Origin of the sequence: 'Nostoc azollae' 0708, from assembly GCF_000196515.1 — a bacterium.
GTDB lineage: Bacteria > Cyanobacteriota > Cyanobacteriia > Cyanobacteriales > Nostocaceae > Trichormus_B > Trichormus_B azollae.
The window spans coordinates 1,826,653-1,839,459 of record NC_014248.1; the positions used below are offsets into that span (position 1 = coordinate 1,826,653).

The following is a 12,807-nucleotide window of genomic DNA, read 5'->3' on the forward strand; positions in this document are numbered from 1 at the left end:
CCAGGAATAATTATTTCTGCACGTGAGTTAATAATTTTTTGAATTGCTGGAGAGCTAAGAACAGGTTGAAGTTTGGCTAATACAGATAAAAATTATGTGTTTAATTGATCCAATGATGGCCTGATGCTTTGGTTTAAATCTGGTACATTCTTGAAAGATCTAATCCCTTGCTGTTCCCACTGTTGAAAATCTGCTGTTTGAATTAACTTGCTAGCTGTAATTTGCGCTTGAAAAAAGTTAGTTAAAGTATCGGCTTCTAGACCATATTTAGTTGCTTGTTGACTCAATTTGGTGAGTAATTCTTGTTCTCCTCGTTTATCTTGTATAGCCTGTTTTTTATTCCACTTCCAGCGAGCAACATCATGGGCAATCAGCAATAGCTGGTTTATTAATCTGAGTAACTTTTCTAACCGTAGCTGTTGTTTGACTTGACAAACATCATGGATAGCTGCTAATTCGCTACCCCAAGCTGGGAAGAGAACAAAATGCTGACAAGCGAATAATAACCCAACTAGAATTATATTTATAGGCAATATTGAAAATTTTCTGCGATAATTCACTTTCATTGAATTACCTTCTTTCATAAGATTTTCTACTTTCTGCCTTAACATGTCTTGGGTATTATTCGTGACACAAAAAGAAGAAAAACTATCTCGTTCTTTCGCCGGTATTGCTGGTATTGTTGCCGCAGCAACGTTACTTAGTAAAGTATTTGGTTTAATTAGACAACAAGCTATCGCAGCTGCCTTTGGTGTTGGTGCTGCTGCTACTGCATATAGTTATGCCTACATTATCCCTGGTTTTCTGTTAATTTTATTAGGTGGTGTCAATGGTCCCCTACACAGTGCCATTGTTAGTGTTTTAGCCAAGCGTAAAAGGGAGGAAGCTGCACCCTTAGTAGAAACTATCACAACTCTAGTCAGTGGTTTGCTCTTGGTGGTGACAGTCGCTCAGATTTTTTTGGCAGAACCAATTATTGATATAGTTGGTTATGGTTTAGAGCCTACCACGAGAGCGCTGGCGATTCGTCAACTGCAAATAATGGCTCCCATGGCCTTATTCTCCGGTTTAATCGGCATTGCTTTCGGTACTCTCAACGCAGCAAATCAATATTGGCTACTTTCAATTAGTCCTTTATTATCCAGCATTACCGTAATTGCAGGTATTGGGATTTTAGCTTTGCAATATGGCAAAGATATCATCAACCCAGAATACGCTTTAATCGGTGGCATGATATTAGCTTGGGGAACTTTAGCTGGTGCAATTCTGCAATGGGGAGTACAATTAATCGTACAGTGGCGGTTAGGTTTAGGTTCATTAAAACTGAAATTCGATTTCAAATCTCCTGCTGTTCAAGAAGTAATTAAAATCATGACTCCGGCAACAGTTTCTTCGGGAATGATGCCGATTAATGTGGCTACAGATTTATATTTTGCTAGTCCAATTGAAGGTGCAGCAGCAGGTTTTAACTATGCCAATTTATTAGTACAAACTCCGTTAGGAATTATTTCTAATATTATCTTACTGCCTTTATTACCTATATTTGCCAAATTAGCAGAACCAGAAAACTGGCCTGATTTAAAGTTACGCATTCGGCAAGGACTTTTATTAACTGCTGTCACTATGCTACCTTTGGGCGCATTAATGATAGCTCTGTCTGAGCCTATTGTGCAGTTAATTTATCAACGTGGTGCATTTAAACAAGAAGCTACTGAGTTAGTTTCTTCTTTATTAATTGCTTATGGAATTGGGATGTTTGTCTATTTAGTTCGTGATGTCTTGGTAAGGGTATTTTATGCTTTAGGTGATGGACAAACACCTTTTAGAATTAGCACTTTTAATATTTTACTCAATGCTGGGTTAGATTTTATTTTAGTTAAACCCTTTGGTGCGCCTGGTTTAGTGTTAGCTACAGTTAGTGTAAATTGCAGTTCAATTTTAATGTTGTTGTGGTTGTTAAATCGCAAATTGAACGGTTTGCCTTTCCGGGAATGGAGTTTACCAATTCTGGGTTTAACTGCTGGTAGTGTGGTGGCTGGAGTGGCTAGTTATGGGACTTTGGTTGCTTGTCAGCAGGTTTTCGGGAATAAGGGTTTAGTAGTTTTAATAATTGAGTTGTGTCTTTCCGGTGCGGTGGGAATTTTTGTATTTGCGGTTATTGCCGGGATGATGAGGATACCAGAGGTTAATAGTTTTGTGGTGAAGATGCGGCAGAAGTTTTTGAAGAGGTAGATTGCCTAAAAGCAAAAGTCGGTTTTAACCGACTAACAAAAAATCTCTCTTCTTCCTCTTTGCCTCTTTGCATGAAACACACCCTAAAAATCCTCATCATCAATAAAAAAATCTGCTTCCTCATCAACTCTAGATTTCAACTCACCCAAACCCCAAAGAGGCTGCAAAATTGCCATAGTAAGCAAACCTCCAGCCACAACAAATGCCAACACCAACCCAAAAGGCATGTGTATTGATTGCAACCCCAAAAACCGTAAAGATACAGGTGTAGCATTCTGTACTGAAATCAGCGCGATCGTCATCACCCAAACAGCTATAATTACCGCTATCACTAAGTTCACAAAACTTTTCATAATTTATATATAAAAATTTAGGAGTCAGGAGTCAGGAATCAGGATCAAGAATTTTCAATTCTGAATTCTTTCCCTTCTTCACTGTCACCTGTCACCTGTCACCTATTATGCTAACTTAGCAATTTCAGCTTCCATAGTCGCTGCAATCTGGCTAAGTTTTTCCGGTGAATTAGTTTCCATGTACACCCTCACCAAAGGTTCTGTACCAGAAGGACGCAGTAATACCCAACTACCCTCTTCCAAATACAGCTTAATGCCATCCTTACGTCCCACCTCCTTCACCTTAATTCCTGCTACTTCGGAAGGAGGCATTAAGGTGAAGGAATCAATCACAGCATTTTTGTGAGACTCAGTAAGGTGTAAATCCAAGCGGTTGTTATACAAAGGACCATCAGCTTCTGTGATCGCTTCCTGCACCAACTGACTCAAAGGCTTACCTTCATAAGCGATCGCCTCAGCCACCAGCATATCGGCTAGAACACCATCCTTTTCAGGAATATGGCCAATAATACTTAAACCACCAGATTCCTCACCACCAATCAAAACAGCGGTTTCCCGCATTTTTTCACCAATGTATTTAAAACCAACAGCAGTTTCATAAATTTGCAAACCATATTTAGCCGCAAAATTATCTAACAAATGAGTAGTCGCCACAGTGCGAACAATTGCGCCAGTTTTACCCTTGTTTTTTATTAAATGCCGTGCTAAAACTAACAGCACTGTATTAGGAGTAAGAACATTACCTTGTTCATCAACAATACCAAAGCGATCACTATCCCCATCAGTTGCCAAACCCAAATCAGCCTTATCAGTCTTAACAGCTTCCACCAACTCAACTAACTGTTCCCCCTTGGGTTCAGGCATACCACCGCCAAAAAGTACATCCCTCCAAATATGGAAACTTTCTAACTGAGTACCGCAATGTTCCAACACCTCATCTAAATAGCCACGAGAGGTAGAATAGAGAGCATCGTACTTAACCTTTAAATTCGCACCTTTAATTTTTTCCACATCTAGCAAGGTGTAGATGAAATGCAAATAATCGGGCTTAGGATCAAAAATAGAAATAGTACCTGATGGGTTACTTCCGGGCAACTCATCGGATGCAGTTTCTATATTTGCCACAATAGTATCAGTAATTTCTGGAGTAGCAGGCCCAGCATAGTCTGGAATATATTTAATCCCACAATAGGGTGCAGGATTATGACTAGCAGTAAACATCAACGCCCCTGCGGAATTGAGGTGACGCGCATTGTAGGCAATTACTGGTGTGGGACAATCTCGATCAGTAATTTTCACATTCCAACCCAAATCTGCCAGCACTGCGGCAGATGTACGGGCAAACTCGTCAGCTAAAAACCGTGTATCGTAGGCTATTAAAACTGGTCTGTCCTTGCTATAGGCAGTTTCCAGATAGCTAGCTATTGCCCTGGTTACTTTCCGCACATTGGGAAAAGTAAAATCATCGGCAATAATACCTCGCCATCCATCAGTACCAAATTTTATCTTACCTGAATTGCTAGGGTTACTCATTTTGCCACTCTCTCCCGTGCATCATCATTACTATTAGGAAGCATCCCGCAAAGCCTGTGGAACAGCCACTGTGCCGCAAGTATCCCCAAGGTAATTTCTCTCACTCTACCTGAGCAATGTCAACCCCCGATAGACCCTTTGCCAGTTACCACCTTTGGTCTTTAGTTGCCCCTGCTAGAGGGCAAGAACATTGGCATTGCCAAATGAGAAGAGGATTTATTAAAGCTAGACAACATGAACCAGAAGTTAAAGCCTTATTAGCAAAAGCTACTCCACCTCAACACATTGGCATACTTGCCCAAAAAGGTGTGTATGAGTTTCATCATCATCTACATTGGTTAACTCAGTCCGATGGTGTGGAAAAAGTGGCCCAGTTACTGAACTTAAGTAATTTTACTATTAAAGTCAAGCAACGGGTACTACAAATTTTACAAAAATATCAAAAATCGCCTTTACTGTTGGGTAAACGGATCATCCAATTAACGTCTGGTGATGAAGGATTTCCCAAACCAATTGTCATTGAACAAGCTAATTATTGCTTTCGTTTATATGCGGCTATGGATTGTGTATTTATCGAGTCTGATAGCACTTTACATATTTTAGATTTTAAAACGGGTAAATCTGCTTTTGATAAACGACAAGCATTAGTTTATTTATTAGCAGCCCGTTATCTTTATCCCGGAAAACTTGCTGTAGCGTCATTCTATAATTTAGAAATTTGTCAAAAGTCTGAATTAATTACTATTAATAATAACGAGTTAGCATCTCTAGAATCTGAGTTGGCTAATATAGCTTACAAGCACCAACTAGATTTACAGAAATATCAAGCTAAAAGCAGTAATTTTAGCAAAATTTTTCCCCCTAATCCTGGACATCACTGCCATTTCTGTCCATTTAATTCAATCTGTGAATTCTCTCATCTTCAGTTCGATAAATCCCTGTCCATGCCAATTACTAAAAATCGTTCTTAATTCGCTAAACTTAGTCTCAACTTTCAACAAAATTGCTTAAAAAATGATAAATCAATATCGCCAAAATGAATACTCATAGCAATATTTAATTGTTCTAATGTTCCCACTAACCAATCAACACCATCCGTAGTAGCGGTTTCATAGTGGTTAAACAAAATTGCAAATCTTTTTTCTAAATATGGTTTAACTTTACGACAAATTAACACAACTTTCAGCAACAAACCAATGGTTGGCAAAGAACCTTGATTACTAATCAAATCTAGAAAAGTTGAATGTTGTGGTGATGCTTGGCTGTTGACAACTAGAAAATTTAATAATTGACAACAAGTTCTCACAAGTAAGAAATCTTTAGGTATTAAATCATTAGCATCGGGTAATGTATTTTGTAAATGATTATATAAACGTTGATTAAATAGGCATTTGCCATATTGTCCATCAACTGATGATATTAGATAATCATATAAATCATCCTTAAAATCATGAAATTTGGTAGTTTGACTACTATATTTTAAGAACTGCTGCGCTTTTTCTTGATAAGTATAGTTACCTTCACTTTTACCAATAAAGTACCTCAAGGTACTGTGGAGATCGCGATCGCTCAATAATGTAGGATTATTCACAGGTTGTAAAATCCGATGCGCCTCAAACGGTGAATATTTCTGAGAAATATGCACACTCCTGACTTTATAAGTTACGTAGCGCGACAGATCAACTTCAAATTTTTTTTGCACCTGTACCTGAAAACTTCTAACGGTTTCTTGTTGTTCAAAAGTAGAATCTTCACTAATTAAACAATGCTCATATAAATAAGGATAGCGACTGATTAAATTTACCAAAGGCTGCTTATAGGTGCGTCCATTCAAGTTATGAGTGGGATTCACTAATTGAGTAAATCGCCGCAAGATTATATACTGATCACTCGCGGTAAAAATACTTAATAGTTCCCGCAAGCGCCTAATTTCTCGCAGACGGAAAGAAATTCCTGCCAATCTGCTAAATGGTGTATCAAATAATTTAATCAAATCAACAACTGCGTAATGCAACTGGGGTTGTATATACCAACGGTTAATTAAAATATGGCAACAACGGTTGAGGAAGAATTTAAAATCCTCAGTTGCTGTCTTAGAAGCGGTAATTTTGTCTAAAATTGGGATAATTTCCGGCTCAGGATAATTAGCACGTTCAATAAATAGAGCGCGAAACCTTTCAATCATTTGGTCTGGAGATTCCATTTGTACCAAATGAAGTAAATGATGATATATTAACTGTTCTTCTTGATAACAGTCATGATAATTATGTAAGTGTTGTCCTCTACGACCATGCACTTTTGCAGATCGTGTTTGTTCTACAGTTTTTTCAGATTCAGAACTTGTCCAATTTTTCACCGTTGATTACCGTTTACAAACTGGCATAATATTTAAGTCATTTTTTGTACACAACTCTAGGCTTGTCAACCGATTTTATACGGTCTAAGAAATACTTAACTGAATTATATTCTCCATAAGTATCCATAAATATATGGAAGAATCTCTTATCAATATCTTATAGGTTAAGCCGAAAGATTACTTATTTTCTCGTTAAAGCGAACATAAGTCTTTGCTGCCTCAATTTAAATTTTTGATTAAGGGAGGTAGGGAACTTGCACCAAGAGAGGAATTTGCAACAAATTCACCAATGCTTAACCTAATACCTCATTACCAGCTACAAGTTCCCAATTCCGAATTTCCAAATTAAAAAGGTGGTAATTCTTTAAGAATTGTAAACCGAATATGATTAATGGCCAAGTCGCCAATGGATATGTCTTCTTTTGTTAACCGATCACCATTACTGGTTAAAGTTTCAAAAGTGACTCCTCTTCCAATTTCAACGTGATACCAACATAATCCCATAAAAAAGCGTGTGGGATAGTGACCAGTATCACCTATATCATCAGGATTTGATTCCATTGGCACCCAACCAAAACTGGGGATATAGAACTCTAGCCAAACATGATTAAAATCGGGTTGCAGCGGAACTCCCTGTTGTTCACCATAGGGGGGGCATTTATACCTACCTACAGTCCGACAAGGAATGCCATTCAAACGGCACAAAGCCAATAATACTCCTACATATTCGCCACATGAACCGACTCCCCGTTCTAAAACGATATCTGGCGTATCTATATAGGGTTTAATCCCATAAGACAACTCATCATAAACATAGTTGCGGATACTGTACATTTTTCGCAATATATTTGTTTCCGAACCGACCGCTTCACGGGCTGCACGATTGACAATAGCAGTATTCATTGCTAAATCATCATCATCTACTAAATAGCGCGTTTGTAGTTCTGGTGTCAGTTCAGGCAGAATTTCTACATCTTTAGGAGTGATGCGATACTTAATACCCCGGACTTCCAAAAGTGCTTTCCAGCCAAATATATGACGTTCTCCGGGAGCGAGAGAATCAAACTTAAATACGGCTACCCGTTGTCCATCAATAATTTCTTCTGTGAAGGGTAAACCAATCGGTTCAACTTGTTTGACCTTTTGGCGTTCTGTTTCTGATGGTAGCGCGATACGCCATTCTACATTAGGTAAATAAACCTCCTCCAAGGGAGAAATTTCCTCTACATAGGACATTTCTACCAGATAACCATTAGATAGCGCGTAGCGTTTATCTGGCTCGTAATGATAATACAGGGGATGAATAAAAGTGATATCTCGGTATGTTAGCTCATGACTAGGGTCAGCATTGGGGTTATCACGGATATAGGGCTCTTCTGTGGAGTAGGAAACATAAAGAATATCCTTGCCTGTTGCGTCTTGGCTATGAATAGCGATACCTGTAGGAGAAGCAAAAGGTGTAATAACACTAAAGCGAAATTCTCCAGTTGCCCGATCCATAGAATAAACTGTTTGTTCAGTGTGATCGCAAACCCACAAAGCTTCCTGACTAACAGCTAAATTTTCTATACCAACACCAGGAGTATGAAATCTAGTAATTTCTTTGCGTGTATCGCGGTCGAAAACGATAATAGAGGCTAGTCTTTGGCAGCTAACATAAATCGTCGATTCCCAAACACCAACACCATCAGCAGCATAAGGCAAAGTAACAAAGTGCTCCAGACCCAAGGAGGTAAAGTTACACAAATAAATGCCATTACGACGACTGATCCACAGTGTATCTTCCCACACTGCTAAACCAGTAACGTCCTGAAATTCCTTGACTTGGTGAGGATTGAGAATTTTACTGTTATCAGAGATAGGGTCAATCTCCAACAGATGACCTTTAATCGTGTCGATAGCAATAAGTCTATCTTTGATGAAAGCAATACCATAAATCGTAGCAGCAGTAAGCGGTCGGATTGTTTTTTGCCCAAACATCTGGCTAACAGTCAAACTAGGGAGTGCAGAATTCATATTACTTTATTGGTCATTGGGGACTGGAGACTGGGGAGTGGGAAAAGGCAAGAGGCAGTGAACAGCGATAAGTGATAACTGACCCAGTCCCCAATGTAACTTTGGTTAATGGAATTCCAGGCATTACTCAATTATGATCAAATTTTGTAACCATTTCCTGTAACCTACACGATGTCTGCTCATTCTTTACCTGAAGGTGCCGCAGTTTGGCATAGTTTAGAAGTTGATAAAGCTTTAGAACTGCTTGATAGCAATGCAGACAGCGGCTTAACACCCCAAGAAGTTGAACAACGTTTACAAAAATACGGACTCAATGAACTAGAAGAACAGGGCGGCCGTAGCCCTTGGGAGATTTTGCTAGATCAGTTCACTAACATTATGTTATTGATGCTGATCGGTGTCGCCCTAATTTCTGGTTTTTTAGATTTTATGGCTTGGCAACAAGGCACCTTAAGAACTGGTGAAGTGCCATTTAAAGACACAATTGCAATTATGGCGATTGTGTCTTTAAATGGCATTCTGGGTTATGTGCAGGAAAGCCGTGCGGAAAAAGCCCTAGCAGCACTAAAAAAACTATCCTCTCCCTTAGTCCGCATTATCCGTGATGGTAAACTGGCGGATGTGCCAGGTAAGGAACTAGTACCAGGAGATGTGATGCTCCTGGAAGCTGGTGTGCAATTAGCTGCGGATGGACGCTTAATAGAACAGTCTAATTTGCAAGTGCGGGAGTCAGCACTGACAGGTGAAGCTGAAGCTGTAAATAAGCAGGCAAAACTCACATTGCCAGAAGATACGGCATTAGGTGATCGCATTAATTTAGTTTTTCAAGGAACAGAAGTAGTCCAAGGACGGGCTAAGGTTCTTGTTACAAATACTGGCATGACAACGGAATTGGGCAAAATTGCCACAATGTTGCAGTCGGTAGAAAGTGAACCTACACCTCTCCAACAGCGCATGACTCAACTTGGTAATGTGTTAGTGACAGGTTCTTTGGTGCTAGTGGCGATTGTGCTAGTCGGTGGTATTATCCAAGCCAGGGGTTTTACCAATTTACAAGAACTTTTAGAAGTTTCTCTGAGTATGGCGGTGGCTGTAGTTCCTGAAGGTTTACCAGCCGTAATTACTATTACTCTAGCACTGGGAACCCAGCGGATGGTGCGCCACAACGCCTTGATTCGTAAACTTCCTGCGGTGGAAACTCTCGGTTCTGTAACTACCATCTGTTCTGATAAAACCGGGACTCTGACTCAAAATAAAATGGTGGTGCAGTTAGTCTACACCAATCATAAAAATTTCCGAGTCACAGGAGAAGGTTATGCTCCTGTTGGGGATTTTCAGTTAAATGGCCAAAAAGTTGACCCAGATGAAAATCCAGAAATATCGGCTTTGTTAGTTGCTTGTGCTATGTGTAATGACTCTGTGCTGCAAAAAGAAGCTGGAGAATGGGCAATTTTAGGAGACCCCACCGAAGGCGCTTTAATGACTTTGGGGGGTAAAGCTGGGATTGAAAAAGATCAATGGCATAGTAAATTACCCCGCGTGTCTGAGTTCCCCTTTTCCTCAGAACGGAAACGCATGAGTGTAATTTGTCAAGTGGAGGAAGTTGTTACAGTTGATCCAGCCATGAGTGGGGTTGACCCACTAATAGCAGGGTTTCTAGAATCTGAACCATATTTAATGTTTACTAAAGGTTCACCAGAATTAACTTTGGCACGTTGTAATCGGATATATCTAGGCGATCGCTCCATCCCCATCGACGAAGAACAACGCACTCAAATTTCGGTAGCCAATGATTACATGGCGAGTCAAGGTTTACGGGTGTTGGGTTTTGCCTATAAACCTCTCACAGATGTACCGACCGAAGCTTCTGAGGATATTTCTGAACAAGATTTGGTATGGTTGGGCTTAGTGGGAATGCTGGATGCACCACGCCCAGAAGTGAGGGATGCTGTAAAAGAATGTCGTCAGGCAGGTATTCGTCCGGTAATGATTACTGGGGATCATCAATTAACGGCACGGGCGATCGCTGTAGACTTGGGTATAGCTGATGCAGATGCTAGAGTCCTCACCGGGCAAGAATTGCAACGCATGAGTGACACCGAACTGAAGGAAAAAGTTGATTTAGTTAGTATTTACGCCAGAGTCTCTCCAGAACACAAACTCAGAATTGTTCAAGCTCTACAACGTCGCGGTAGATTTGTCGCCATGACAGGGGATGGTGTTAATGATGCACCAGCCTTGAAGCAAGCTGATATCGGGATTGCTATGGGTATCACTGGTACAGATGTGAGTAAGGAAGCCAGCGACATGGTGCTGTTAGATGATAACTTTGCCACCATTGTCGCCGCTACTAAAGAAGGTAGAGTTGTTTATACCAATATTCGGCGCTTTATTAAATACATCTTGGGAAGTAATATTGGTGAAGTTCTCACCATCGCTGCTGCACCAATTTTGGGATTGGGAGGTGTTCCCCTCACACCTTTGCAAATTCTCTGGATGAATTTAGTAACAGATGGTTTACCGGCCTTAGCATTAGCTGTAGAACCTCCAGAACTAGATGTAATGCAATGTCCTCCTTTTAGTCCCCGTGAAAGCATTTTTGCCAGGGGTTTAGGTTCTTACATAGTTCGCATTGGCATTGTGTTTGCCATCATTACAATTATTCTGATGGAATGGGCATATTTTCACGTCAGAACCGCCACAGCAGAAGGTCTAGATCCCGAACGTTGGAAAACAATGGTTTTTACTTCTCTGTGTCTTGCTCAAATGGGTCATGCGCTCGCCATTCGTTCTAATAATCAACTCACAATTGAGATGAATGCTTTTTCTAACCCATTCGTATTGGGGGCTGTAGTGGCTACTACGATTTTACAGTTGATGCTAGTATATGTTCCACCTCTACAAGCTTTTTTTGGCACTCATTACCTACCTCTAGATGAGTTACTAGTTTGTATTGGTTTTAGCGCCTTGATGTTTGTTTGGATTGAAGGAGAAAAAATATTTTTCCGTTTGATGGGCAAAAGGAGTGTCTAGAAATTCAAAATTCAAAATTCAAAGTTCGACTTTTGTGGATTTTAATTGTTGATTAAGAATTCAGAATTTACTAGGGGTTTAGCACCACTAAACCTCTACAAAGGGTTTTCATTTTTAATTTTTTAAAAAATTCCTACAATAAAATTTTTTAAGTTTTAATTGTTGTATATGTATCTCAAAACTCTACACCTCCGACAGTTTCGCAATTACCAAGACCAAAAAATTGAGTTTACTGCACCTAAAACTATTTTAGTGGGTAATAATGCTCAGGGAAAATCGAATTTTTTGGAGGCTGTAGAATTGTTGGCAACATTGCGATCACACCGATTGGCACGCGATCACGATTTAATTAGAGATGGAGATGCAATCGCTCAAATTAATGCCACTCTAGAACGAGCCCTAGGCATAAGTGACTTAACATTAACTTTACACCGTCATGCTCGCCGGAGTGTAGCCATTAACAGCGAAATAGTCCGCCGCCAAATGGATTTCCTCGGCGTTCTCAATGCAGTTGAATTTTCCAGTTTAGATTTAGAATTAGTAAGGGGAAGTCCTGAAAATCGTCGTAACTGGTTAGATACCCTTTTAATCCAACTCGAACCAGTTTATGCTCACATTTTGCAGCAATATAATCAAGTCTTACGTCAACGTAATGCTTTTTTGAAAAAGAGTCAGGAGTCAGGAGTTAGGAGTCAAGAGTCACAACTTTCCATTTGGGATGCACAGTTAGTCACTGCAGGGACACGACTCATTATCAGACGTGACAGAGCTATCCAAAGATTAGCACCCATCGCCGCAGGTTGGCATGCTAGTATAAGTGGTAGTACAGAAGTTCTGCAAATCCAGTATGCTCCTAATGTACCCCTAGCAAAAAACCATGCAGAAGAAGTGCAGCAAGCTTTTCTCGGGAAAATTCAACAGCGAACGGCATCTGAACTGCACAGAAGCACTACCTTAGTGGGGCCTCACCGCGACGAAGTAAAATTAAGCATCAATCAGAAACCTGCACGTCAATATGGTTCTCAAGGACAACAAAGAACTTTAGTTCTGGCTTTAAAATTAGCCGAATTACAATTAATTGAAGAAGTAATTAATGAATCCCCATTACTTCTTTTAGATGATGTCTTAGCTGAGTTAGATCCATTTCGCCAAAATCAATTACTTGATGCGATCCAAGAGCGATTTCAAACCCTAATCACTACCACTCATTTAGGTGCTTTCGATTCTCAGTGGTTAAAATCTTCACAGATTTTATATGTCCGAACAGGAAAAATTATAAATTAA

At 39.8% G+C, this 12,807-nt stretch carries 9 protein-coding genes; 4 read left to right on the plus strand and 5 right to left on the minus strand.

Annotated features, from left to right (window positions below):
* Window positions 1–92 precede the first annotated feature (92 nt).
* Entirely contained in the window at window positions 93–584 is a 492-nt protein-coding gene (gene aroQ / locus AAZO_RS26245) for a gamma subclass chorismate mutase AroQ (protein ID WP_013190908.1), read from the minus strand.
* Between the two features lie 43 nt (window positions 585–627).
* Here aroQ and murJ point away from each other — a divergent pair, with 43 nt between their 5' ends.
* Window positions 628–2,232: a murein biosynthesis integral membrane protein MurJ gene (gene murJ, locus AAZO_RS08390; protein WP_041642823.1), complete on the plus strand. Its 1,605-nt coding sequence runs from the start codon at window positions 628–630 to the stop codon at window positions 2,230–2,232.
* A gap of 83 nt (window positions 2,233–2,315) precedes the next feature.
* Here the strand turns inward: murJ and AAZO_RS08395 are convergent, their stop codons facing one another.
* Together AAZO_RS08395 and AAZO_RS08400 are read right to left on the minus strand one after the other, a co-directional pair.
* Complete coding sequence (locus tag AAZO_RS08395) at window positions 2,316–2,585, minus strand: lipopolysaccharide assembly protein LapA domain-containing protein (RefSeq protein ID WP_013190910.1); 270 nt, start codon at window positions 2,583–2,585, stop codon at window positions 2,316–2,318.
* A gap of 105 nt (window positions 2,586–2,690) precedes the next feature.
* Window positions 2,691–4,118, minus strand: coding sequence for a phosphoglucomutase/phosphomannomutase family protein (locus AAZO_RS08400; protein WP_013190911.1), 1,428 nt, complete (start codon window positions 4,116–4,118; stop codon window positions 2,691–2,693).
* A gap of 116 nt (window positions 4,119–4,234) precedes the next feature.
* Between AAZO_RS08400 and AAZO_RS08405 the strand changes: the two genes are divergently transcribed.
* The gene (locus tag AAZO_RS08405; protein ID WP_013190912.1) at window positions 4,235–5,089 is read left to right on the plus strand and encodes a PD-(D/E)XK nuclease family protein; all 855 of its coding nucleotides are present in this window, start codon (window positions 4,235–4,237) and stop codon (window positions 5,087–5,089) included.
* Between the two features lie 23 nt (window positions 5,090–5,112).
* Here the strand turns inward: AAZO_RS08405 and AAZO_RS08410 are convergent, their stop codons facing one another.
* Both AAZO_RS08410 and AAZO_RS08415 read right to left on the minus strand, forming a co-directional pair.
* A complete protein-coding gene (locus AAZO_RS08410) occupies window positions 5,113–6,474 on the minus strand; it encodes a hypothetical protein (RefSeq protein ID WP_013190913.1) in 1,362 nt (453 codons plus the stop codon).
* Between the two features lie 345 nt (window positions 6,475–6,819).
* Window positions 6,820–8,490: a transglutaminase domain-containing protein gene (locus AAZO_RS08415; RefSeq protein WP_013190914.1), complete on the minus strand. Its 1,671-nt coding sequence runs from the start codon at window positions 8,488–8,490 to the stop codon at window positions 6,820–6,822.
* Between the two features lie 171 nt (window positions 8,491–8,661).
* Between AAZO_RS08415 and AAZO_RS08420 the strand changes: the two genes are divergently transcribed.
* Window positions 8,662–11,523, plus strand: coding sequence for a cation-translocating P-type ATPase (locus AAZO_RS08420; RefSeq protein ID WP_013190915.1), 2,862 nt, complete (start codon window positions 8,662–8,664; stop codon window positions 11,521–11,523).
* Between the two features lie 168 nt (window positions 11,524–11,691).
* On the plus strand, window positions 11,692–12,807 hold the full coding sequence (gene recF, locus AAZO_RS08425) for a DNA replication/repair protein RecF (protein WP_013190916.1): 1,116 nt from the start codon (window positions 11,692–11,694) through the stop codon (window positions 12,805–12,807).

Coding starts and splice junctions, on each gene's coding strand:
- AAZO_RS08405 (WP_013190912.1), top strand. CDS start 4,235: ATGTCAACCCCCGATAGACCCTTTGCCAGTTACCACCTTTGGTCTTTA.
- AAZO_RS08420 (WP_013190915.1), top strand. CDS start 8,662: ATGTCTGCTCATTCTTTACCTGAAGGTGCCGCAGTTTGGCATAGTTTA.
- aroQ (WP_013190908.1), bottom strand. CDS start 584: ATGAAAGAAGGTAATTCAATGAAAGTGAATTATCGCAGAAAATTTTCA.
- AAZO_RS08400 (WP_013190911.1), bottom strand. CDS start 4,118: ATGAGTAACCCTAGCAATTCAGGTAAGATAAAATTTGGTACTGATGGA.
- AAZO_RS08415 (WP_013190914.1), bottom strand. CDS start 8,490: ATGAATTCTGCACTCCCTAGTTTGACTGTTAGCCAGATGTTTGGGCAA.
- AAZO_RS08395 (WP_013190910.1), bottom strand. CDS start 2,585: ATGAAAAGTTTTGTGAACTTAGTGATAGCGGTAATTATAGCTGTTTGG.
- recF (WP_013190916.1), top strand. CDS start 11,692: ATGTATCTCAAAACTCTACACCTCCGACAGTTTCGCAATTACCAAGAC.